Raw genomic sequence first — 23061 nt, 5'->3', positions numbered from 1 at the left:
ACATTCATTCGTGTATAATTATGATATGCCTATCGAAGGAGGAATTATTTTGAACTCAATTGATTTAATTATTTTAAACTTTAATGAAGTTAGAAGAAGAAGCATACAGGTTTGGACATCTATTCCTAAAGAAAAACTCCAATGGAAGCCAGATGATGAAGCAATGAATTGCATAGAAATGATTAGACACGTATTGGAAAGCGAACATTATTACCACCTGGCAATTAAAAATAGAGGGAGTTTATCTGTTTTCAACTCCCCGTTCGAAAATAGAGCATTCACTTCTGTAAAAGCAGAATTGGAATTTGCAGAACCATTTCGAAATGAATTCTTAGATACAATCAAGTCCTTTACTGAAGAAGACTTGGTAAATATAAAGATTGACCGCTCCGATTCAGGGTACATAAGAGATTTGGGTGACATGCTTTTACGTGTTGCTTATCATGAATCCGTTCATACTGGTCAGTTATTGGATTATTTAAGAACAGCAGGCGTTCCACGAATTCGTATCTGGGATTAGCCATTACATTGGTGCAATCACAATAGTGATGCACCCTTTTTATTAGAAAGTTTTTAGGATATGAATGTTAGACAATATCCAAGTTCTGTTCTTGAACTTTAACACAATCATTTTTTACCTTAACAAATATAATCCCTTAATGTGCAGGGACATATCAAAAAGACGCCTTCCTACTAAAGAAAAGCGCCTGATTGTTGAATTTCTATATGAAAGGAAAAATGAATTCTAAATTTAGTTCTTCAGCTGTTTTTTAAGACTTCTTTTGCAACGGAAATATCTTGAATAGAAAACCGGGTTGAATCATGTATTGTTATTATTTCTTGTATACCTTCATATCCGCCCCAATGCAAACAATATGTGTTCCTGCTTGTACCCAATCCTTACTTCATATTCCCACCAGTAATGATACAGAGTACGTTTTTATCCATAATATTTAAATTTTATTCTGTAATAATGTTGCATTCGTAAAGCACTAGAGCCAGTAAGACATAAAAAAACAACAGCCGTTCTTATGTTAGAACGGCTGCAAAAAGGGAGGTGAAAAGTATAATTCCCGGATAGAGTATATGATCTTTTATTTAGAATTTAACATCCTGGCCATAAAATGCGGCTACATATAACTTCTTCATATCTTCTACAGAAGTTTCACGTGGATTAGTGCTTGTACATGGATCTTGTACAGCATTTGCCGCCATTTCGTCTACATGTTTAGTAAACATCTCTTCAGATACTCCGTATTCTTGAAGTGTATTTGGAATGTCCATTTCACGGTTCAAGTCACGAATCCAAGAAATTAATGAATCCACCAATTGCTTATTCGTCGCTCCTGCTAGACCGAGTCGTTTCGCAATCGTTGCAAATCGATCTTCGACTACCGTACGATTAAATTGAATTACATATGGTAAATAAATCGCATTGGCACAGCCATGTGGGATATTAAATGTCGGGCCACTTTTGTGTGCGAGGCAGTGCACATTTCCTAGTACAGCATTTGCAAATGACATACCAGCCATCGCTTGTGCATAGTGTACTTGTTCACGACCTTTTAAATCACCCTGGTAAGAAGACAGAAGATTGTCTTTCAGTGCCTCAGCTGCTTCAATCGCCAATGAATCCGTGAAAATTGTGCGTGGCTTGGCTACATATGCTTCAATCGCATGAGTTACTGCATCCATACCACTATAAGCGATCATATGTTTAGGCATATTTTCAATCAAAATAGGATCAATAATAGCAAGATCAGGAGTTAACTCGAAATCTGCCAAAGGATATTTGATACCTGTCTTTTCATCTGTTATGACTGACAAATTAGAAATTTCAGCAGCCGTTCCACTTGTTGTTGGAATTCCAATGAATTTTGCTTTTGTACGTAGTTTTGGCAATGTGAAAGGACGAGCTGCCTCTTCAAAAGTTAATTCTGGGTGCTCATAAAATAGCCACATTGCTTTTGCAGCATCCATAGGTGATCCCCCACCAATACCAATAACCCAATCGGGTCTAAATTGATTTAATTGAGCTGTACCTTCTTGTACCATGGCTACAGTTGGCTCGGACACAATTCCTTCTACAATATATGTTTCGATATTGGCTTCTGAAAGTAACTGTTGGATTTTATCTAACTGACCATTTTTCTTAATAGATCCTCCACCAATCACTAGCGCTGCCTTGCTTCCTTTGAACAAGCAGAGAAATTGGTAAACCAGATTTTAGAGTCCAATAAAATCTTTGTGGCCGGTGCGGGCAGATCCGGATTTATGGGGAAAGCCTTTGTTATGCGTATGATGCACATGGGGATTGATACCTATGTTGTAGGTGAAACCGTAACAGCCAACTTAGAAAAGGGCGATCTATTAATTATTGGCTCAGGTTCAGGAGAAACTAAAACGTTGGTTGCCTTTGCCGAAAAAGCGAAAAGCTTAGGAGGTACAGTCGCCGCTATCACCATGTCTCCCGAATCTACCATTGGAAAATTAGCTGATATAATTTTTAAATTACCGGGAGTAACGAAAGATCAATCTGCCGGTGATTACAAGACTATTCAACCAATGGGATCTCTATTTAAGCAAACGATGTTGTTATTTTATGATGCCGTCATCTTACGCTTTATGGAGAAAAAAAGCTTAGATTCTACTAAAATGTATGGTAAACATGCCAATCTAGAATAGAAAACAGCTAAAATATAAAGAAAAGACCACATTTTTTAATTGTGGTCTTTTCTTTATAATCTCCCTTTATTTTATCCGCAATGGTTCTCTTCATAAAAAGCCCTTGGTATTTTTTGATTTTTTTCCATTTAATTAAGTTTTATTCTAAATCAAATGAATGTTAAGAATACCTACTTTGTTAACCCTCCACGCAGAATAAATCCATTACGAATAGTCAAAAATAACCATACAAAATTAAAGGGGCAATCAAATGCAGCAATTTTTATCGAACTTGGACTTAGGTGCAAATGGATTATGGTTTCCTGTTACAGCAAGTATTTTATTTGCATTAGCAGTCTTAATCATCCCAAAAAAAATTATTTCTTGGAGAGAAATCTATATTACATTTGGGGTTGTAGGATTTATTACTTGGTTTAGTGATGGTCTCATTGCCAGGCAACTCGACCTTTTTGATATTGGAGACCCGAAAAAGGCTGGAATTGGGGATCTTATGAGTTATACGTTCATACCCAGCTCACTTGCCATACTTTATTTAAATTACTTTACTCATCGTAATAGATGGAAATTAACAATTTGTTTCACTTTCATTGCGCTTTTAATTGAATTTTGGATGGTTTATGTAGGGTATATGAAATACAAAGGATGGAATTGGTATATTTCTACCATTGTTTTTCTGATCGCTTTTGGGTTTTTATTACCCATGCATATAAAGTTTATTAGAAAACAGTGAAGGTTGCTTGATTTTTATAAACTCTAATCTTTTTAAAGAGGACATTATTCTGCTGGATAATGTCCTCTTTAACTATTTTTATCCTAATCTCCCATGACTTGAATAAAAATTCTTCTAACTTGGGGTCCATCAAATTCAGCAAAATAAATATCCTGTGCAAATCCGCATTGAATTTTACCATCTTTTATAGGCATTACACAATGATTACCTGATAAGATAGACTTTAAATGTCCAGGTGCATTCCCACCGGTGGCACCATAGCTTGGTAAAAAATGTGAATGTACATAAGGAAAGTTTGTAGGTATTAATCTTTCCAACGTCTCTTCAATATCAGTGTATAAGCAATCTAAATTCTCATTGACAATAATTCCTGATGTAGTATGCGAAGTTATAACAAACACCACTCCATTTTGAATTCCTGATGCTTCTACGAAATCGCGCACATCTTGTGTTACAGGGATTAACTGAAATTCTTTCTCTGAAATGTATTTCTTTTCAATCATTTGAATCATGGCACTAAACCTCCAATCCTAAGAATTTAACTGCATTTCCTCCAAGAATCTTGGCCTTTGTAGCAGGACGCCAATCGATCGAATCCAAACCTCTTTTAATTCTTGCTGTTCTAAATCTAGGATTATTTGATCCAAACATCACTTTATCTTTCAAATTATTCTCAATCCACAATGGTCCCAGCTGTTTTTTCATTATCTCATTGAGAAAAAGCTCAGGAGAGTCCATGTAAAGCATGGATGTGTCTGTATAAATATTAGGATATTTTAAAATAAGAGCTGTTGTATCGTAAATCCAAGGCCATCCAAAATGAGCTAAACAAAAGCGTAATTCTGGGTATTTTAATGCCACTTCTTCAAAATTGAGAGGCTGTGAATATTTCATCAGACAATTAGGCTCCCATGACATACCGGCATGGAACATAATGGGCTTATTATATTGAATACATTTTTCATATAATTTATCCATCATAGGATCTGCTGGATAGAAGCCTTGCTTCGAAGGATTGAGTTTCAAACCCATTAATCTTAAATCCTTAAACGCATACTCCAATACTTCAATTGCATCTTCTCTATAGGGATCAACGCTAGCAAACCCATAAAACAAATCCGGTGCTATATCCATCATGTTTCTAATTTCTTCATTTGATACAACATAACCTCCCATTTGCGTTGTTAAATCTAATGGTAAAAGGACTAATTTATCAACTCCAGAAAATTTCATTTGTGTTCTGGTTAGTTCTACGGGAAACTTAGACATTAAATCCCAACCCATCGCTTTTTTCCTGAATTCAAGTTCTTCTGTATTCCCGCTAATTTCTTCATAAAAGCCAGGATGTACATGCATATCAATGATCATTTTCATTTCCACCCTTCCGTATATTTCTAACCTTTCACAGAACCATTTGTCAGCCCCGCTACAATGTATTTCTGCATAAAAATAAAAATGAGCACTACTGGTAAGACAACCATACTGCCAAATGCCATGGACCGGCTCCATTCAATTCCATATCTTCCCACCACATTATAAATACCTGTCGTTACCGGCCATTTGGTTGAATCTGAAACATAGGTGAGGCTGTAAACCATATCCCCATATCCAAATAAAAAGGAGAAAACAAAGCAGACAATAACACCGCCTGAACACATTGGAAGCATAACCCTTAAAAATGATTGAAGAGAATTACATCCGTCCATGCGTGCAGCTTCATCAATTTCTTTTGGTATACTTAAAAAGTATGTTCGCATCATCAACACACAAAACGGAATGGCTAATGTGCAGTTTGATAGAATGGGTGCCCAATAGGTATTATAAATACCTATTTTTTTAAAGATGATAAAGTTGGGTATTAATGTAAATATCTGCGGAAGCATCTGTGATACTAGAAATAAGAAAATCAGAATCTTAAATCCTCTAATTTTAAATCTTGCCAAGCCATAAGCAGCCATAATGGACAATATAGCCGAAATGATCATGGTTGATCCAGAAATCAAAAAACTGTTTAATAAGGCTCTCGGTATGTCAAAGGTCGTCATAGAAAGTTGTGTTGTGTATGCAGATAAACTGGGGTTTAAAGGAAAAAGTTCTGGGGGACTTGCAAAAACTGTTGTTTCATCCTTTAAAGAACTAGTAAACATCCAATATAATGGAAATATCATAATCATAAAGCATATTACAGCAATAAATATACTTATATAGTTCCCTACTTTATTTTTCACCTTATAACTTTTGAAATAGTTCATCTACATCACCTCATCTTTCTTAATCATTTTCGAGTAAAAAATACCGACAATAAATAATATCAAGAATAAAATATTGGAAATGGCTGCGCCTTCAGCAAAATTAAAATTAATAAAAGATGTTTTATAGGATAGAATAGCCATGATTTCTGTTCCATTGACTGGTCCACCGTTTGTCATTACATATACGATTTCAAAGACTCTAAAAGTATAAACAAATCCCAATACTAATACCGCTTCAATAGAACTTTTTAATGATGGAACTGTAATAGCGAAAAATTTTTGGAAGGCATTTGCTCCATCAATCTCTGCACTTTCATAAAGATCTTTAGGAATATTGGCTAATCCAGCTGATAATAGAATCATATTAAATGGAACACCACACCAGATATTCGCAATAATGACAGATAACATTGCTGTTTCCGGGTGTAACAGCCATTCAACAGGTTTGTCAATCAGCCCAATAGTTTGTAAAAATTCATTTGCAATACCGCCATTCACACTAAAGATGAATTTAAACACTATTGCGCTAACTGTTGCTGGTAAAATATAGGGCACCAACATAACGGCTCTCATAAATTTAAATACTTTATTTTCTCTATTAAACAGAACAGCAAGTAGAAAACCAAATGAAAATTGAAAAATAATACACCCAATCGTAAAGGTAAATGATTTGACTATCGCATTTATTAATACCTTAGATTTAAAAATATTAATATAGTTATCAAACCATATAAACTGTTTGTGAGGATTCAGTAAGGTCATCACATCTACTTTTTGCATACTTATGACAAAATTATAGATGATTGGATAAAACATTAAGGCACTCATAAATACTAATGCTGGAAGAATAAATAAGTATCCAATTCTGTCACCTTTGGAAATGGTTTTCATCATATCTCACCCCACTGGACAAAGTCCGTACATTCCCTTTAAGAGAAGAGATACTTGAAGATAAAAATCACAAGTACCCCTTCAACTATTTACCTAGTAACTTATCTTACTTATCCTTATATTTCGCCAGTGCTTCATCTATCATTCCTTGAGCTTCTTTAAGGGCTTGCTCTGGTGTCTGTTGTAATGATAAGGCGCCTTGAATGGCTTGTTGATAGGCAACTGATACTTCTGGATAAGCTGGGGTAACATCTCTGGCTCTTGTATGTGGGATCATATCAATAAATGGCTTCCAGTGCTCATCCTGTGTATATTTTGGATCCTGTAAGGTTGATTGTGAGGCAACAAATTCATCTGTGTATAAGTTCCATTCACTATTTCGATCATAATCTAAGAACCAATTCATAAATTTAGCCGCTTCATTCACATTCTTCCCTTTCACGATGGCTAAATTTTCACCCCCATAGACGGATGCAGAAGTAACATCTGAAGGTATTTTTGATACTCCAAAATCAATTCCTTTCGTTTTATAATCTGTAAATCTCCATGGTCCCATCACTTCCATAGCTACTTTTCTATTGGCAAATTGGGTGGACAATTCTCCTTGGCTCCAACTTATAGACTCTTTCGGCATAACCCCATCTCTAACCATATCTGAAAACATAGTTAATACTTTTTTACCAGCTGCACTATCAATCTTCATCGTTTCTCCACCCGCAGACCAGAAGAAAGGAAGGAATTGATACGTTGCTTCTTCACTAGCAACTGCTGACATGGCAAATCCATATACTCCGTCTTTCGTTAAGGCCTTCGCTGCTGCCTTTAACTCTTCAAAATTTGTCGGAGGTTTAACTCCAGCTGCGTCCAACATATCTTTATGATAAATAATCTGAAGGTTATTTGATTCAACTGGTAAAGCATAAATCCTGCCCTTATACTTACCAGTTTCTAATATTTGAGGAAAATAGGATTTGGTCGTCTTCCAATCTTTCACTACATCTGTAATATCCTCAAACATTCCCATTGCTGAATAAGCAACATTATCGCAATTGTCTATAAGTACAATATCAGGTAACGAATCTGACGCTGCGCTAATGGTAAGCTGTTTCTTAAAATCACTAAAAGGCAGTACTGTAACCGTAACATGAGATGTTTTGCTTTGAGCGTTATATTTGTCCACATATTCCTGAAATTTCGTTTGAATACTTTCTGTACCAAAATAGTGCCATATTTTTATTTCCTGCTTTCCACCACTAGCAGCTTTCTGCGTACTTTCTGGTTTGGAGCACCCAGTTAGAATAGTAAACATCATTATTACGATAATAAGTAAAAAAGTACTGATTTTTTTCATATAAATTCCCCCCTTTTAATCATTCGAGAATACAAAGCTTCAAGTACTCATTTTGAATTTGATTTAGCAGAACAAGGTAAGAACTTGTTATATTCACCCCCCTTCAAACATTCTGTTTTAAGTAGATTGAAATCATCTATTGATCTAATATTTCACTTTCCACATATATCTACGATTCGTATATGGATGCTTTTTCACTTTGGCCAGTTCTCTTAAAAATACATTGTTTAACACCGGAGCAAATATTAAATGATTAAAATATTCCGACACACTATCACTTATTCTGTTAATGCCTAAATCTTTTGCATCCAAAACAACTAGCTTCTCGCCATAAGCCTGTAAAAATTTTAATGCCCTTACATCTACTGCTCTTGTTCTTCCTTCACTCATTAAAATAAATAAAGGAGTATTTTTATCAATTGCCTCAAATGGTCCATGCAGCAATTCACCATGGTTGACTGTTGGTGAATGGATCCATTGCATTTCCATCAAGTTACAAATGGAGAATATATAGGCAGCACCCATGGAAGGTCCGGCGCCTAATACATAAATACATTCTTCATTTTTGAAAGCCTCTGAAAAAGCTTTAGCACGAGGTTTACAGAACTTAACCGCATCCTTATAAATGTCGTCCAAAATATTAAACGCTTTCATCGCATCTTCATAATGCTCATATCCTTCAAACTGCTCCAGAATTTCAAATGCTATTCTTAAAGCAACACTTGAGTTAACTTCTTCTTGTCTAGATGCCTCTTCAGCAATACTTTGATATTTATATCTATAATCCGAATTTTCCGTCAATTTTGAATCCAGCACATATAGCGCAATGGTAACTGCTCCTGCTTCCCTTGCGATCCTCGCTGCTTCGATCGTTTCTGGTGTTCCTCTCATGGAGCAACAAATGACTATTGTGTTATGGCCGCAATTTTTTGGCAATGCATGGACAAACTCATTACTAGTAAACATAGCAGTCCTTAAAGTCGTCGACTCATGTTCGAGCAAATAGAACGCAGGATAAAAACCCCCGTAAGATCCACCACATGCTACAAAGTAGACGGTATCGATTGTTTTCCCTGGCACTTGTTCTTTAATTGAGCAGATGATTTCTTTGATATTCATCATCGATCCTACCTTTCTGTTTTTCACCTGTTTTTGGTAGGTGCTCCATTAATTCGATAGTCCTCTTGCTCTGAACCATCCTAAACTTTTTGCATAAGCAGGCTCAGGGTTTTCATGATATCTGTCGCTTAAAATTTCCAGTGATAAATATCCTTCATATCCAAAATCCTGTAAATCTTTTAAATACTTATCCAAGGGCAATATTCCATCACCAAGCGCCAGATGGCCCCCCGGCATACCATCCACAAAATGTACGTGACAAATATCTTTTCCCATTACATCTAAATATTCTTTTACCCCTTCACCTACACGTGCAGCCATGTCCACATCCACCATTGCTTTTAGATTAGGACCGCCTACTTCATCCATCATCCGCTTTAAGTCTTTTGCGGTAATACATAGATTGGTAGTCGCGGCTGTTAGATGTTCAAGCATTATTGTTGTCCCCATTTTTCCTGCGTAGTCAGCCAATATATGTAATGAATCTGTACAACGTTTCCAAGCCTCATCTACCAACTCATTTCTATATCCCTGTCCTACAGTAACTAACGTCTTCGGTGCTTCTACTTGGTTTGCAATTTCTAAGGCTCTTTTCATATAGGCAATACTTCGATCCCTTACTATTTTCTCTCTCGATGCAATATTAATAGGATACATACATTGCTCCGGAGTATAACAAACTACTTTTTTATTATGTTCTTTAATTTTTTTATAGAGTTCATCTACCTTACCTGGTGTGCATTCGTCTTGATATAAGTGAGGACCTGCCCCCCATAGTTCAATATTCTCAACCCCGAGCCTATCCATAGAGCCTAAGAAATAATCGAAATCGAACAACAAATAGGAAAAGTTGCCGCAAACAATACTTGACATATTCATACATTTTCCTCCAAAGAACAATATATTTTGTCGAGTAAACAACTTTCTTGAATCTGAGCCAATAATCAAAACCCAAAGATAGGTGGAACGATGCTTTTAGTGAAAAATAGATTCAAACAATAACGTTAATTCCAAAATCATATTGGAAAAAGTAAATGGATTGATTTCGAGATATTTGGGAGGTGCTAATGGATTTCATTCCATTTTTCATGTGAGATACTTAAGAGGTACTAATGGATTCCTGTGAGATAATTAAGAGGTACTAATGGATTCCTGTGAGATTCATGAGGTAAATGGATTCATTTCATTCTTTTTGGTTTATTAACACCCCTTTTCATATAATACCATATAATACAATATATCGATAAACATATTGTATCATATGGTATTATACAGTCAATACTTATATTTGAATTTTCAAAATTTTTTTTAAATTAAAACTATCTGTTACTCTAAAACAATCGGTAGATTACATCACCTGCATTTAACAAGTTATCTAAATAATAAAGAAAGTCCCAGCCTCGGAGAAGGCGGGGACTATTTAAGGTTTAACTTTAAATATTTGTTTACTAATAACATCGTATTTTTAAATCATTTTATATTAAAAGGAATTACCATCTCATATCGGTCGGCATTTATTACCTGCTTGCATGTATGCACCGGAATGCCGTTTTCATCTTTATTCAATTCTTTTTGTAATATTAGTGCCTGATTTGGATGTATATCTAGTATCTTCGCTTCATCTTCTGTAGCATAGCAAATATTAATAGTTTTTATTCCTTGGTTAATCATTACCCCATGTTTGTTAAGACTTTTATTGATTGAACCTGATAAATCTTCCGAAAGCAAAAAAGAATATCGCATTGGGAAATGACTTTCCTCTATGATCACAGGAACTCCATCACACTTTCTAACTCTAATAATACGAATAATTCGTTCTTCTTCTTGTAAATTTAGTTTTTCAACATCACTTATTGGGGCAATAATGAAATCCACTTTAATCACTTCTGAAGAAGCCTTATATCCTTGCATTTCACAAAGTTGGGTAAATCCCATAAAACTCTCCGACGTTCTTAGGAGTTTTCGAGTTGCTACAAAGGTGCCTTTTCCCTGTTGTTTTACCAGTGTTCCCTCTTCAGCTAATAAATCAATTGCCTTTTTTACTGTTATAAGGCTAACTTCATACTTTTCACTTAACTCTGTTGCCGTTAATATTTTATCATTTTCCTTTAATATTCCTGTATTTATCTGTTGTTTTATTACTGATGCCAATTGTTGATAAAGGGGAATACTACTTTCCTTGTTTAGTATATGCAACCTACTCCCTCCCTAAAATTATTTTCCATTTACCTTACTCCGGTAAATCTAAGGCAAAATCCTATAAACCTGGATAGGTCGGATGATAAACATATTAATTGCAATCACTTCCGAAAACATTCTGTTATATAGAGATCTTTTTAACAATAGAATATATATATATTTATATTGTATTATAATGATATAATTTGTCAACACCTGTTTAATGACTAAAACTCCAAAGGATGGCTGTAATTAATGCCCTCAATTGCACCTATACCGGCTTTCTTTACTTTAGAAAGTTATATTCGTACAGATATCTTGCAAATTTATACCCCTACCAACAATCTCTTTTTTCAAGATCATGTTTGTTAGTAACGTCTTTAGGGTCTTCCATAAAAAAATAACTCTTCACAGAAATTTGTAAATATGCTATATTTTATATATCAACATGAGATGTTATATATTGTTATATGAATATATTACTAATGGAGGTGTATTCAATTAATGAGGATAGCAGCTTTAGGTTTTTGTTGTGTTGATTTTTATGAAAATATTAATAGACATTATGTAACAGGTAATGGAATTGATTGTATAATTAACCTGTCAAAAAAAGGGATTAAATCTTCGGCTGTAACTGTCGTGGGTACGGATCTGTACGGGAAAGAAATGTTAGAAACATTGAACAATTATAATATTGATACCTCGCATATACAGGTTCGGGATGGTTCTACTTCGATTTACCGTATGGCTCTAAAAAACGGTACAGATAGGGTACATTTGGAAAACATTGAAGGTGTAATGAAGAATTATACTCCAACACCGGAAGACATTGAATTTGTAAAGCAGCATGAATTTGTACATACAGATTTAACTGGGAAAGTATTGCACTTATTACCAGAAATCAAAAATGCGGGATGCAAAATTGTATTTGATTTTTCGATTAGAAAAAACGAAGATGATTTTAAAAAAATTTTGCCAAATATTCATTATGCTTTCTTTTCATGTGAAAAAAAGGATGATTCTATCAAAGATTTTCTGATCCATGCAAAATCTTATGGGCCTGAATTAGTAACTGCCACTTTTGGTGAGGAAGGCAGCATGTGTTATGACGGTCATCATTTTTTTGAATATGGTATTAATTCTGTACCTGTTATCAATACTGTTGGTGCAGGGGATTCCTTTATCGCCGGTTTTATATATGGAATTATGCACGGTTGGGATATCCCTGCATGCCTAAAGAGCGGTGCAGATCTATCATCAGAAATTGTTCAATTATTTAACCCCTACTAATCATTTTTGGCCGAAACAACCTATTAATAAACAATCTCTACTCAGGATACCAGGTCTGGCTCTCACCAAATAATGAGAGCCGGACCTGGTATCAACTTTTTTGTTTCAGTCCAATAGCAAAGTCTTTTTCTTACTACAGGGCTTGTCTAAAGACAATTGCATTTAGTGATTGGGTTAATGAATCTAATATTTCAATATTACCAGATGCCACTCTTACTCTTAATTGATAAGTATGAGTACCTGTCGTAGGTGGTACGTCCACCCATGTGAGACTTTGGTATAAATTTTCCCTTTGCATAACATTCTCTGGTTTAGATGCATCTTTATTTATGTCGACAAATGCTATCAGTATATTGTCACGATATAAAAAAAGTTGTCCTCCTACTCAAAACCTTCCAAAATTGGACTAAAGGAGGGTTATTTGGTATGCACATTTTTAGTATAACTGAAGTTAGAAGAAGAAGCATACAGGTCTGGACATCTATTCCTAAAGAAAAACTCCAATGGAAGGCAGATGATGAAGCAATGAATTGCATAGAAATGATTAGACACGTATTGGAAAGCGAACATTATTACCACCTGGCAATTAAAAATAGAGGGAGTTTATCTGTTTTCGACTCCCCTTTCGAAAATAGAGCATTCACTTCTGTAAAAGCAGAATTGGAATTTGCAGAACCATTTCGAAATGAATTCTTAGATACAATCAAGTCCTTTACTGAAGAAGACTTGGTAAATATAAAGATTGACCGCTCCGATTCAGGGTACATAAGAGAATTGGGTGACATGCTTTTACGTGTTGCCTATCATGAATCAGTTCATACTGGTCAGTTATTGGATTATTTAAGAACAGCAGGCGTTCCAAGAATTCGTATCTGGGATTAGCCATTACATTAGTGCAATTTTAATAGAAAGTTTTTAGGATATGAATGTTAGACAATATCCAAGTTCTGTTCTTGAACTGCCCCATTAGTTGAATAACTCTGACATTCTGCTTACTTATCTTAGTAATATTAACTTAGTCAAAGTGGAACAATAGTCAAAGCTATAAACTTGAAAAGGAGTTAAAAATGCAAAAACAAAACATCTTATTTAACCTTGATGATACATTATCATACTGTAATAGATATTTTAACCTAGTAATAGACGAGTTCGCTGACCAAATGATGACGTGGTTTAAATCGATTACCGAGGAAGATATAAAACAGAAGCAGCTTCAACTTGATGTTGCAGCTATTAGTGTGCACGGACTAAAGTCAGATCGGTTTCCTGAGTCATTTGTTGGTACTTATAAATACTATTGTGACTTAACTGGGAGGGAAAAGAAAAAAGATGAAATCCAATATTTAAGAGAGTTGGGTTTTAAGGTATTCGAGATTCCTGTTGAACCTATTCCGTATATGAATGAAACTCTGCAACGTTTAAAAGAAGAGGGACATGAATTATATTTGCATACAGGAGGAGATGAGCCTAATCAACACAGAAAAATTACCCAGTTAGAATTGACTACATATTTTGAACATCGCATTTTTATTTCGGAACATAAAGATACAACTGCTCTTTCCGATATTTTAAAAACCATTAAGGCTGACCCTAATGTAACATGGATGGTTGGAAATTCATTAAGAACGGATATTGTTCCAGCACTGGAAACGGGTATCCATGCAATATACATTCCAGCAGAAACTGAATGGAAATATAACCTGGTTGAAGTTAACGTTGAGCATAGTAGCCTTTTTATAACAGTGGATTCACTTCAAGAAGTTCCTAATGTAATTTATAAAAGTATCCAAGATCCATTAATGTAAGTGAGGAATAACCTTATTTTAAGAGCAAGGTTTAGTATACCCTACCTTCCTTGAAGGTGGAAAAACTTCTTAACCCGTCGAGTTCCGTAGTTGGAAAATCGGCTTTTTCATATAAATTTGTGAGAAAATATACTTAAACTAAAAAGCGACGTTAGCGAAACAAGAAAAGTGACTACTCTTATTGAACAATCGGACCCGTTAGTTCAATAAGAGCAGTGCTAAATCTCCCATTTGATGCCAAGTTCTTCTAATGATATTCTACTTTCGGTAAGACCTTCCTCATCGTCTGATTCAATCATTTTAATTTCACTCTTCGTCAATATAAATTTACCACAATAAGAAAAAGCATTACCGTCGTTCCAGTAATGCTCCCGATCGTTTAAGTGCTATTGTTCACAATCTCTTTTTTCACTTAATATAACTCCTAATATAGGGTTAACTCTTGAATATAAAATTTTTTAGCAACAATCCTAATGTAATACCAAAAATGATGGTGCTGAAAATATGAGAATAATAATCATTGATGGGTCTAATATCGATATACTTACCTTCTATTAATGTTGTAAATAATAGTTCACATACTAACCAGGCAAATAAACTTCCCACGGTTGTTTTTATAACCAAATGGCTTGAACCAAACTTTTCAAATATAAAGAAAAGTAAGATTGCCAAAACACTACTAACTAAAAAATCCACGATTAATCCTATGGTAAATACAACTCTGTTAAATGTAATAATAAGACTTGATAATTCATAAATACCAAACTTTCCGAAGCCAAAATGTACAAATATCCTCGAAGCAATCTCTCCTGGTATTGTTGAAAGTACACCTAATATACCTATTCTTAACATCCTATCTTGGATCATATCATCATTCCTTAATCGTAATGTGGCAAATTTAGTATTTAAAATATATAAAATTTTATACGTAATAAAGCACGACACTTTTATATATGAAATAAGGCACCAGTCTACCTAATGAACTTATAGTACCCACTTCTTATTAAACTATTCTGTAAGTTAGTTGAAAAGGAAAAAGGCTGCCGCAACAGCCTTACTTTCTTGAATTTAAGCACTCAACTCAGGCTCTTCATCACCGATATTCTTATAAAGATTATCCCTGGTTTATTAGCGGATAAAATTCGTTTTAGCAAGATCCATAAGCTCGTTGCCATGCCCGTTCAAAACGGCTTTCATCATCCAAAGGCTAAATCCATGTGCCTGTTCAAATGTGATTTTCGGAGGAAACGTCAATTCCTGGCGATTAACAACCACATCCAGCAACACTGGACCGTCATGCTGAAGGGCTCGCTGAATTGCTCCCTCCAGTTCTCCAGGGTCCCCCACGCGAATCCCTTCAATCCCCACCGCTTTTGCAACATCTGCAAAGTTAGGGTTATCAAGAGCAGTTCCTGCTTCCAGGAATCCCTGTGCCTTCATTTCAAGCTCGACAAAACTCAGCGCACCGTTGTTAAATACGACTACTTTTACAGGCAATTTATGTTGCCTTAGTGTGAGAAGATCGCCCATCAGCAAGGTATTTTTATACATTTTCCGTTTTATGGGATTATATTCAGAATCAAAGGATTGGACTCAATTGTCACTCTTCTTGTAAAAGTCTCTGGAGAACAGCAGCAAAAACGGCGATCAACTTATAGTTCTTAGGAAGCTCAATACGAAAGAGTATAGGATGAAACATTAGGGGGTATGAGAGGCGCCTTATTTTCCTTTATTATTGGACTTTTGTTCTATCTCATTTATGAAGAGTTTTTACGAATGAAGCAAAGTATAGGGGCATTGGGGCAGTTTGTCTTTGACCGCTTTAATAGATTTCAGTGGACGAAAAATAGATGTAGGTTACGGATGGAAAGACTTATTCCATTTCCTTATTATTGATCACCCCATAAAAGTAGTGATTATCCTCCTTAAACACCATAATATGCTTGTCATCATCAAAGTTACTTACCATTATTGGTTCTGCATTCCCAAGATCTTGAATAGATGGCCCATACCAAGGGAAGCCTTTTTCTTTGTTGTCTCTCAGCCAAAAACCCATTTTACCATTTTCCATTTTACAGACTACTCCGAATTGTCCTGTTTTACTTTGAAAAAATATTGGATTTCCCGTCACACCTTTAGCAAAAGTTTCACCTTTGTACCACTTGCCTTTAGGATGCTGCCAATAGTGAGTCAAAGTAGAATCTGACCGGACAATCAGCTCTAAATTACCAAATGTACTTTTGATTGGCAATGAAATCGAATATTCATCTGGATTTTTTTTATACCATGGGAACTCCTTACTATAGTACTGTTTTTTATTTAGTTCACCATTCATATTAAGAATTAGATTCCTAACAGGTTCCTCTCTCTCTCGTATTACAGGATGAACTAAGCCGCCGCTTTCCTTATTATTAAGCCAGGAAATTACTTCTTCCACCGAGGCAAAAGGCCGATAGCGGATCATTATTGAGTCCATAGCTTTGGGATACTTCTTTAACCTAAACCCTAATTCCTTTGCCATGTTTACAAAAACTACCTCATCCATACCGAAGGAAGAAGTTTTTATTAAAGCCTTCTTTAACCTTTGGCTTATTTCTGGCTCAATCAATGATTTTACTATGGGCCTCGATATTACTTGTCCAACATTGAAAACTCCATAAAAGGGCTTAACATTAAAAAATTTCTTCCATCTATCCATGTCTTTCTTAAGTTCGTTACCAATATACCAATCTTCCTCGGGGATTCTAAGCAAAACAGCCATGTAATCCGTATCTTTCATTTCCGTTTGGATGAATTCTTCATATCCTTTTTTTATGAACAAGGCATCCGAATCAATATTAATAAAATATTCATACTCAAGTCCCAATTCTTCTAACCATTCCATTACTTCTAGAAAATAGATGGTTGTCCATCCCCGCTCTAACTTACGACTAGAAGGACAGACTGGAACACCTAAATCCTTACAGAGCAGGGGATCATCTCCGCCATTGTATAAAACGATTGCGCTGTTGGGACAATAGTATCGAACATTATCAATTAGTTGCTTGACTAACTCTTTATCTTCGTGAACCAGAATGGCAAAACATATTTTGCTTTTAGGCGTTTCGAATATTTTATTTTCCTTACTATTTAATAAGTTGATCGTATTATCCCGATCATTTTTTAGATTAGAATTTCTCTCCTTAATCAGTTTCAACATGGCCGTCTTATTCCCGCTTGCTCGTTTATAACGATTTAGAAGATCACCATTTGCTTTACCATTGGGATTTGTTTCGTAGTTTGAGCTCGGATGCCATAAATGAAATATTCGCCCTTCTACATTTACAATTTCTCCACAAAGCGTACGGACTGCATGTGAAAAAGCATCATCTTCTCCACCCCACCCAATGAACCTTTCATCAAAACCGCCCACTGCTTCGAAATTTTCTCTAGGAATCACAAATAACTTTCCGGCAAATCCTTCATATAACCAGTCGGATTTCGTACATTCATTAGGCTTTATGGTAATAGAAACTGGGCTTGTTTTGATTAATCTTTTTGTCCCTTCTTTCCCCACATCGTAAATATCAGTAAATGGAACTACCCATGATGCTCCTTTATTTAGTAACTCTAAGGATTTAACAATGAGATTGGGGTCATAAATCACATCTGCGTCAGCTATTACTAAAACTTTTCCTGTTGCTTTTTTGGCAGCGAGGTTAACTGCTTTTGCTTTATTAATTTCCTCGCCATTTATGAGTCCTAAACATATTTCCGTCTCAGGCATAAATTGAGCGTAAAACTTTTTAACCAATTCAAATGCCTCCGCTCTTGGCCCGTGGTCTGTCTGGAAAGGAATAATGATCGAAACATTTTCTAACAAATTAACTCACTCCTCTTCTAAGAAACAATGGACTTGCCATTTTTTTGCTCATCTTACTTACCACACCTCTCTTCACCTCCTCTGGTATTATTATTATTACTATGCGAATTGTTTTGAAAAGGAAACAACTTGTACTATCGGTTTAATAGAAATTTATTGGAAAGGAAAATGATATAGCGTTGTACTAGCAGCCATTCGATCTTCAAGTTTTTCGCTCTATTCAGTTTTGGAATACCTAGTTAAGTTTTTAGGAACTATAAGCTATAACGTAATTCATTAGACCTTATTTGATCACAAAGCAGGGAGGAATTGACGATTAGTAACAATAAATGGGGGTGGCTTTTTGTCACATCCTTTAAAGGAATCTCCCAAGTCATTTTCATTGATAATGCTGTTTCCGGCTTTATTATGTTGATAGCGATCACTCTTGCTTCCTATCCCTTAGGCATCATAGCTCTGATTTCGAGCATGGTGGGAACCTTAGTAGCTAAAATCGGCGGTGCGGACAATGAGAATATTAATCAAGGCTTATTTGGATATAATTCGGTTTTAACGGGAATGGCCCTTTCCTTGTTTTTAACAGGAAATGACCGATGGTTGATTGCGGTAGTCGGTGCAGCCATTGCTGCCATTGTAACGGCAGCCATGATGCATTTTATGAGGCAAACGAATATTCCCATTCTTACTTTTCCATTTATTGTGATAACCTGGTTTTTACTGCTTTCTACTTACCGATTGGTCAGCTTTAACATCAGTTCTGCCCTTATTCCCCAATCCTTATCTCATTGGACACTGGATATTAGAGGACAAATGAATTGGCTTACTGGAGCTTTGGACAGTATGGGGCAAATTTTCTTCCTTGATCATGCATTGTCCGGAATCTTGCTTTTCATTGCCGTATTTTGGGCGGGGTGGAGATGGGGGCTTTATGCGATGGTTGGAACCGTTGCCGCATTGTTAACTTCCTATTTTCTTAGAGGTGAACACACCTTGATCTCCCACGGACTTTATGGTTACAATGCAGTTTTAACCATGCTGGCGGTATCTGAAGTATTCAAGGAAAACCATCGATATAGCGTGGTGACCGGTATTTTTGCCGCATGTTTAACCATTCCTATTACAGCAAGCATTGATACTTGGCTTTTGCCCTATGGCCTTCCTGCACTTACCATGCCGTTTGTGGTTTGTACGTGGATATTCTTAGCGGCTCGAAACGTGATGTCCCAAATTTAATGGCTGCCTCAAAGGGATTGAGACAGCCATCTAGTTATTGCTCCTTATAATCACTCATCATGCCGATTACCTTTGATTCTATTTTCTCAAGCTGTTCCTCTTCTAGCGTCTCTTTCGGATGGGGCTGGTACCAGTGCACCTTATCATCTTGAATCATACCTTTATACTCACTGCCATTAACGCTCAAAGAAAAATGCGGATGTTCTCTAGCTGTCCCCTCGAATTGAGGGATTATTTCAAAGTTTTCAAACATTTAATCCCCTCCTTTCCTGATAAAAGGAGTTTCTCCTTTAGGATAAGTGAATATACAGGACTAAAGCCAAAGTCTAAATAAACCATCGTTTACGCCCAGATTATACATATAGTAAACTCCAAATAATGTGCTAACAGCACCTGTCGTTAAAATTAAAGCCTTGCCTGTAACCATTCGTTTCATGCTTAAAATAAAAGGAATCCCGATAATGGTAGTAAAAAACAACATTCCCACAACCGTTCCCGCTCCAAAGATGAAAATATACAGTGCTCCCTGCCATACAGATTGAACAGTGCTCATTGTCAGTAGAACCATAGCGCCGCTTCCGGCAATCCCATGAACAAACCCGATAAAAAGAGATTTATAATATGTACCTTTATTCGACTTATACGTATTCTGTTCGTTTTCGTGATGATGATGACTTGAAGGGTGTCTCTGTTTTTTTCGAATGGATAACATCGCTGTGATTCCAAGGTAAACCAGCATAATCCCTACCAAAAATTCTAACGTTAGCGACCATTGCGCTGGTATTTCGTCCTTCATCAAAATGAGGATAGTCCCAATGACAAAAAGGGTGGCTGTATGCCCGATGCCCCAAAAAACACCCGCCAGAGATGCTTGCCATAATTTTTTACTCTGGCTTGCTATTGTTGAGACCGCAATCATATGGTCGGGTTCCATGGCATGCCTGATCCCCAAAATAAACCCCAGTGCTAAAACTGAAAACAATGTGATCTCCATCTTTCGTCCTCCCCCAAACAGCTCTTTATTTTTATCTATTCCCGGCAGATTCAATGAATTTGCCGGGCTTTAAAACTAATATTTCCTTAAGAAAAATGGTTGGGATTGATACCATTCTTGACTGATCATGAGGTTAATTTCCGAAAAGATTTTCTCGATGACCTGTGTTGAATTTGATAATACACGAATCGTAAAACCTGGTACTGGAAGTAAGGACAATCCGACTTTACTATCCAATGTATTCTTTTCAAGAATCGCATATAACCTGTCAAGCAAGGAATTATCCACCTGGGAATCCACCACCATCATTGATCCCAAATGAGTAAATCCTTCCAAAAACCCTAGCCCGCCAAGATTTTGAGACGCAGGATTTAATTTCAAGTGATCGTATACCACCAATTCATCATCCATGTAGATCTCATTCAGCAATTGGACGGTTTTATAGGAAAACCGCTCTCCTTTCGGTGACCAGCCTGGAGTAATGATGTCCGAACAAATCAAAGTAGCCGTACGATCCATCCGGATGACATTTTTTTGTTTATAATGAGCATGTTGGTAAGCGATGAGCGGGTCGGGGAAATACTCAAGATAACTTCCGGCCTTCAAAATAATCTCCGCTTCTTGGTAGGCAAAGGATTTTGGTGTCTTATAGACCTTTGTCGCCCCCTGAGTTGTCAAGGTCAGTTTTGCATTCTCCGCCAATGTGAACTTCATTTGATAGCGGTCCCCGTCCAAATAGCCGCCGCCTGGATTTAATAAATAATAGCAGGCCCTCCCCGAATCATCATGGTAAATAGGGCGCATCACTTTCAATGCACCCTGAAAATAAACGTTCTTCGCCACAGTCTTTCCTTTTCTATTTTCTGCGTCTAAATGTAAAACACCTGTCCACTCTCCCATATTAGTCCAGTCCTTTTAATAACGCATTTTGCTTCAACCAATCGATGACGTTATCGAGTCCCTCTTCCTCTTTTAAATTGGTGAAGGTAAACGGCTTATCCCCGCGAAATACTTTTGTGTCAGATTCCATCACATCAAGGCTGGCCCCTACATGCGGTGCTAAATCCGTTTTATTGATCACAAACAAATCGGATTTAATCATTCCCTGACCGCCTTTCCGTGGAATCTTTTCTCCTTGTGCAACATCAATAATATAGATTGAAAAATCAACCAACTCCGGACTGAAGGTAGCTGCGAGGTTATCTCCGCCGCTTTCCACAAAAATCAATTCGACGTCAGGATGTTTTTCCTTTAATTCATTAATGGCTGCAAAGTTCATCGATGCATCTTCGCGAATGGCTGTATGCGGGCAACCCCCTGTTTCCACGCCAACAATCCGGTCAGCAGGAAGAATCCCATTGTTCATTAAAAATTTTGCATCTTCTTTTGTATAAATATCGTTCGTCACCACGGCCATACTCACTTCACCATTTAAACGGCGCGTCAATTTTTCAACCAACATCGTCTTCCCTGCACCGACAGGTCCACCTACTCCAATTTTAATCGGTTCCATAAAAAACACTTCCTTTCTTCTTTTACGACATAAAAATTCGAATATTAACACGTTCATGTCTCATTTGTGCCAGCTCAATGCCGGGCGAGACAATACCAAAATCTTCTTCATCCAACTTGTCAATCTCCCCGGCAGCCTCCATTAGGGTACTTTGGACTTCACGAATGATTTTCTGACCTGCTGTTTGCCCCAAAGGGATGCCTCTTACGGCATTTTGAACAATACTCGATACCACGGAATAAAGGTAAAATAAGATCCCTGTAGACTTTGGAACACCAAGGTGATGGGCGACCATTGTGAAAACAATGGACGGGTGACCAAAAGACTGTTTCGATTGAATGCGTTCCCTATATAAAGAAAGAATCGGGATCTCATATAAGGATTGGACAAGCTCAAGCATCCGTTCCCCCATCCTCGTCGCGCCTTCACGCGTTTCACGAGGCAGGTTTTGTACCATCAACAATCGATCCATCTTCCAAACCTTTTGAAAATCTTTTTCTACTAAGGCTTGGTATACTATTTGGCATGCCAATCCGTCAGAATAGATCAGCTGCTCAGCAATATATACCCGAAGCCATTGCGAAAAGGTTTCCTGGTTATGTACGGTGTTCTCTTGAATATAACTTTCAAGGCCATAGGAATGACTAAAAGCACCAGTAGGAAAATTGGAATCACAGAGTTGAAACAGGGCCAGCATTTTTTCATCCATGGCTATGTCCAATATGACGAAACGCCTGCTTTACTTTACGATTATCTCGTTTATAGGGAATCTCCAGCTCTTGTAACAGTTCTTCCACAAGATAATCATATTGAACCATCATCATATCCTCCTCAAATTGAGCCGGAAGATGCCGGTTTCCTAACTGGTGAGCAATTGTCCCCATTTCTTTGATCGTGCGAGGGGTGATCACCAATAAATCATCCGCAATTACATCTATGACAATCATGTTTTTTTCGTCCATATAAAGGACATCTCCAGCAACAAGATCGCGCGGGTCCTTTAACCGAATGCCGATTTCCCTGCCGTGGTCCGTGGTAACCCGTTGAATCCGTTTTACTAAAAGATCACTCTCCAGGTAAACCTTTTCGATATGCCTTTTGATAATTTCTTCCTTTTCCATCTCTTCAATATTCGTTTCAATTCTCTCAATTAACATG

The 23061-nt window shown here is 36.6% G+C and carries 23 protein-coding genes and 2 pseudogenes; 7 read left to right on the top strand and 18 right to left on the bottom strand.

The features are described 5' to 3' along the window. The first annotated feature begins 49 nt into the window (after positions 1–49). On the top strand, positions 50–520 hold the full coding sequence (locus L1999_RS13810; RefSeq protein ID WP_215042309.1) for a DinB family protein: 471 nt from the start codon (positions 50–52) through the stop codon (positions 518–520). 578 nt (positions 521–1098) lie between these two features. On the opposite strand, the gene L1999_RS13805 is transcribed toward L1999_RS13810, so the two are convergent. Next, complete coding sequence (locus L1999_RS13805) at positions 1099–2175, bottom strand: iron-containing alcohol dehydrogenase (protein WP_235744066.1); 1077 nt, start codon at positions 2173–2175, stop codon at positions 1099–1101. Positions 2176–2199: 24 nt separating this feature from the next. Here L1999_RS13805 and hxlB point away from each other — a divergent pair. Together hxlB and L1999_RS13795 are read left to right on the top strand one after the other, a co-directional pair. Beyond that, positions 2200–2685 (top strand): annotated as a pseudogene (hxlB, locus tag L1999_RS13800) (6-phospho-3-hexuloisomerase); the annotation flags it as partial. Between the two features lie 250 nt (positions 2686–2935). After that, positions 2936–3415, top strand: a complete 480-nt coding sequence (locus tag L1999_RS13795; RefSeq protein WP_235744065.1) for a hypothetical protein — start codon at positions 2936–2938, stop codon at positions 3413–3415. 83 nt (positions 3416–3498) lie between these two features. Here the strand turns inward: L1999_RS13795 and L1999_RS13790 are convergent, their stop codons facing one another. From L1999_RS13790 to L1999_RS13755, 8 genes are all read right to left on the bottom strand, one after another. Then, on the bottom strand, positions 3499–3927 hold the full coding sequence (locus L1999_RS13790) for a secondary thiamine-phosphate synthase enzyme YjbQ (RefSeq protein ID WP_235744064.1): 429 nt from the start codon (positions 3925–3927) through the stop codon (positions 3499–3501). A 4-nt stretch (positions 3928–3931) separates the two neighbouring features. After that, positions 3932–4783 carry an amidohydrolase family protein gene (locus tag L1999_RS13785; protein ID WP_235744063.1) on the bottom strand — a complete coding sequence of 284 codons (852 nt, stop codon included), beginning with the start codon at positions 4781–4783 and terminating at the stop codon, positions 3932–3934. 26 nt (positions 4784–4809) lie between these two features. Next, positions 4810–5667 carry a carbohydrate ABC transporter permease gene (locus L1999_RS13780; protein ID WP_235744062.1) on the bottom strand — a complete coding sequence of 286 codons (858 nt, stop codon included), beginning with the start codon at positions 5665–5667 and terminating at the stop codon, positions 4810–4812. Then, the gene (locus tag L1999_RS13775) at positions 5668–6561 is read right to left on the bottom strand and encodes a carbohydrate ABC transporter permease (RefSeq protein ID WP_235744061.1); all 894 of its coding nucleotides are present in this window, start codon (positions 6559–6561) and stop codon (positions 5668–5670) included. Positions 6562–6664: 103 nt separating this feature from the next. Beyond that, positions 6665–7909 carry an ABC transporter substrate-binding protein gene (locus L1999_RS13770; RefSeq protein WP_235744060.1) on the bottom strand — a complete coding sequence of 415 codons (1245 nt, stop codon included), beginning with the start codon at positions 7907–7909 and terminating at the stop codon, positions 6665–6667. Positions 7910–8053: 144 nt separating this feature from the next. Then, complete coding sequence (locus L1999_RS13765; protein ID WP_235744059.1) at positions 8054–9031, bottom strand: SIS domain-containing protein; 978 nt, start codon at positions 9029–9031, stop codon at positions 8054–8056. A 45-nt stretch (positions 9032–9076) separates the two neighbouring features. Next, complete coding sequence (locus tag L1999_RS13760) at positions 9077–9907, bottom strand: sugar phosphate isomerase/epimerase family protein (protein ID WP_235744058.1); 831 nt, start codon at positions 9905–9907, stop codon at positions 9077–9079. Positions 9908–10498: 591 nt separating this feature from the next. Beyond that, complete coding sequence (locus tag L1999_RS13755; protein ID WP_235744057.1) at positions 10499–11224, bottom strand: GntR family transcriptional regulator; 726 nt, start codon at positions 11222–11224, stop codon at positions 10499–10501. Positions 11225–11710: 486 nt separating this feature from the next. Here L1999_RS13755 and frlD point away from each other — a divergent pair, with 486 nt between their 5' ends. The 3 genes from frlD (at position 11711) to L1999_RS13740 (ending at position 14301) form a co-directional block, all read left to right on the top strand. Beyond that, the gene (gene frlD / locus L1999_RS13750) at positions 11711–12496 is read left to right on the top strand and encodes a fructoselysine 6-kinase (RefSeq protein ID WP_235744056.1); all 786 of its coding nucleotides are present in this window, start codon (positions 11711–11713) and stop codon (positions 12494–12496) included. 426 nt (positions 12497–12922) lie between these two features. Beyond that, a complete protein-coding gene (locus tag L1999_RS13745; RefSeq protein ID WP_235744055.1) occupies positions 12923–13378 on the top strand; it encodes a DinB family protein in 456 nt (151 codons plus the stop codon). Between the two features lie 185 nt (positions 13379–13563). Continuing rightward, positions 13564–14301, top strand: coding sequence for an HAD family hydrolase (locus L1999_RS13740; protein WP_235744054.1), 738 nt, complete (start codon positions 13564–13566; stop codon positions 14299–14301). Between the two features lie 435 nt (positions 14302–14736). On the opposite strand, the gene L1999_RS13735 is transcribed toward L1999_RS13740, so the two are convergent. From L1999_RS13735 to L1999_RS13725, 3 genes and pseudogenes are all read right to left on the bottom strand, one after another. Next, positions 14737–15168, bottom strand: coding sequence for a hypothetical protein (locus L1999_RS13735; protein ID WP_235744053.1), 432 nt, complete (start codon positions 15166–15168; stop codon positions 14737–14739). 261 nt (positions 15169–15429) lie between these two features. Then, positions 15430–15840: pseudogene (locus L1999_RS13730) on the bottom strand (thiamine pyrophosphate-dependent enzyme); the annotation flags it as partial. Positions 15841–16174: 334 nt separating this feature from the next. Next, positions 16175–18163, bottom strand: coding sequence for a galactosyltransferase-related protein (locus tag L1999_RS13725; protein ID WP_235744052.1), 1989 nt, complete (start codon positions 18161–18163; stop codon positions 16175–16177). Between the two features lie 309 nt (positions 18164–18472). On the opposite strand from L1999_RS13725, the gene L1999_RS13720 reads away from it, so the two are divergent. Beyond that, complete coding sequence (locus L1999_RS13720) at positions 18473–19396, top strand: urea transporter (RefSeq protein ID WP_235744051.1); 924 nt, start codon at positions 18473–18475, stop codon at positions 19394–19396. 34 nt (positions 19397–19430) lie between these two features. Here L1999_RS13720 and L1999_RS13715 read toward each other — a convergent pair whose 3' ends face one another. The 6 genes from L1999_RS13715 to ureE all read right to left on the bottom strand — a co-directional run bounded on the left by L1999_RS13715 (position 19431) and on the right by ureE (position 23060). Further along, positions 19431–19649, bottom strand: coding sequence for a hypothetical protein (locus L1999_RS13715; RefSeq protein ID WP_235744050.1), 219 nt, complete (start codon positions 19647–19649; stop codon positions 19431–19433). Between the two features lie 60 nt (positions 19650–19709). After that, entirely contained in the window at positions 19710–20390 is a 681-nt protein-coding gene (locus L1999_RS13710) for an urease accessory protein UreH domain-containing protein (RefSeq protein WP_235744049.1), read from the bottom strand. 75 nt (positions 20391–20465) lie between these two features. Next, positions 20466–21290 (bottom strand): urease accessory protein UreD, encoded by an 825-nt coding sequence (locus tag L1999_RS13705; RefSeq protein WP_235744048.1) that lies wholly within the window; start codon positions 21288–21290, stop codon positions 20466–20468. Between the two features lies 1 nt (position 21291). Continuing rightward, positions 21292–21903, bottom strand: a complete 612-nt coding sequence (gene ureG / locus L1999_RS13700; protein ID WP_235744047.1) for an urease accessory protein UreG — start codon at positions 21901–21903, stop codon at positions 21292–21294. A 22-nt stretch (positions 21904–21925) separates the two neighbouring features. Beyond that, complete coding sequence (locus tag L1999_RS13695) at positions 21926–22612, bottom strand: urease accessory protein UreF (RefSeq protein WP_235744343.1); 687 nt, start codon at positions 22610–22612, stop codon at positions 21926–21928. After that, the gene (gene ureE / locus L1999_RS13690; protein ID WP_235744046.1) at positions 22605–23060 is read right to left on the bottom strand and encodes an urease accessory protein UreE; all 456 of its coding nucleotides are present in this window, start codon (positions 23058–23060) and stop codon (positions 22605–22607) included. Before ureE ends, L1999_RS13695 begins: the two co-directional genes overlap by 8 nt. Position 23061: the final 1 nt, after the last annotated feature.

The sequence above is a fragment of the Neobacillus drentensis genome (assembly GCF_021560175.1).
Taxonomy (GTDB): Bacteria; Bacillota; Bacilli; order Bacillales; family Cytobacillaceae; genus Neobacillus; species Neobacillus drentensis_A.
The sequence above is the reverse complement of the archived record's forward strand: the minus strand, read 5'-3'. Positions and strand labels throughout refer to the sequence as shown.

Excerpts from the sequence above, each read along its gene's own strand:
- L1999_RS13735 (WP_235744053.1), bottom strand. The coding sequence starts at position 15,168 with ATGATCCAAGATAGGATGTTAAGAATAGGTATATTAGGTGTACTTTCA.
- L1999_RS13710 (WP_235744049.1), bottom strand. The coding sequence starts at position 20,390 with ATGGAGATCACATTGTTTTCAGTTTTAGCACTGGGGTTTATTTTGGGG.
- L1999_RS13740 (WP_235744054.1), top strand. The coding sequence starts at position 13,564 with ATGCAAAAACAAAACATCTTATTTAACCTTGATGATACATTATCATAC.
- L1999_RS13790 (WP_235744064.1), bottom strand. The coding sequence starts at position 3,927 with ATGATTCAAATGATTGAAAAGAAATACATTTCAGAGAAAGAATTTCAG.
- L1999_RS13705 (WP_235744048.1), bottom strand. The coding sequence starts at position 21,290 with ATGGGAGAGTGGACAGGTGTTTTACATTTAGACGCAGAAAATAGAAAA.
- L1999_RS13795 (WP_235744065.1), top strand. The coding sequence starts at position 2,936 with ATGCAGCAATTTTTATCGAACTTGGACTTAGGTGCAAATGGATTATGG.
- L1999_RS13695 (WP_235744343.1), bottom strand. The coding sequence starts at position 22,612 with ATGGATGAAAAAATGCTGGCCCTGTTTCAACTCTGTGATTCCAATTTT.
- L1999_RS13775 (WP_235744061.1), bottom strand. The coding sequence starts at position 6,561 with ATGATGAAAACCATTTCCAAAGGTGACAGAATTGGATACTTATTTATT.
- L1999_RS13765 (WP_235744059.1), bottom strand. The coding sequence starts at position 9,031 with ATGATGAATATCAAAGAAATCATCTGCTCAATTAAAGAACAAGTGCCA.
- ureG (WP_235744047.1), bottom strand. The coding sequence starts at position 21,903 with ATGGAACCGATTAAAATTGGAGTAGGTGGACCTGTCGGTGCAGGGAAG.
- L1999_RS13785 (WP_235744063.1), bottom strand. The coding sequence starts at position 4,783 with ATGATCATTGATATGCATGTACATCCTGGCTTTTATGAAGAAATTAGC.
- L1999_RS13770 (WP_235744060.1), bottom strand. The coding sequence starts at position 7,909 with ATGAAAAAAATCAGTACTTTTTTACTTATTATCGTAATAATGATGTTT.
- ureE (WP_235744046.1), bottom strand. The coding sequence starts at position 23,060 with ATGTTAATTGAGAGAATTGAAACGAATATTGAAGAGATGGAAAAGGAA.
- frlD (WP_235744056.1), top strand. The coding sequence starts at position 11,711 with ATGAGGATAGCAGCTTTAGGTTTTTGTTGTGTTGATTTTTATGAAAAT.
- L1999_RS13760 (WP_235744058.1), bottom strand. The coding sequence starts at position 9,907 with ATGAATATGTCAAGTATTGTTTGCGGCAACTTTTCCTATTTGTTGTTC.
- L1999_RS13745 (WP_235744055.1), top strand. The coding sequence starts at position 12,923 with ATGCACATTTTTAGTATAACTGAAGTTAGAAGAAGAAGCATACAGGTC.
- L1999_RS13715 (WP_235744050.1), bottom strand. The coding sequence starts at position 19,649 with ATGTTTGAAAACTTTGAAATAATCCCTCAATTCGAGGGGACAGCTAGA.
- L1999_RS13780 (WP_235744062.1), bottom strand. The coding sequence starts at position 5,667 with ATGAACTATTTCAAAAGTTATAAGGTGAAAAATAAAGTAGGGAACTAT.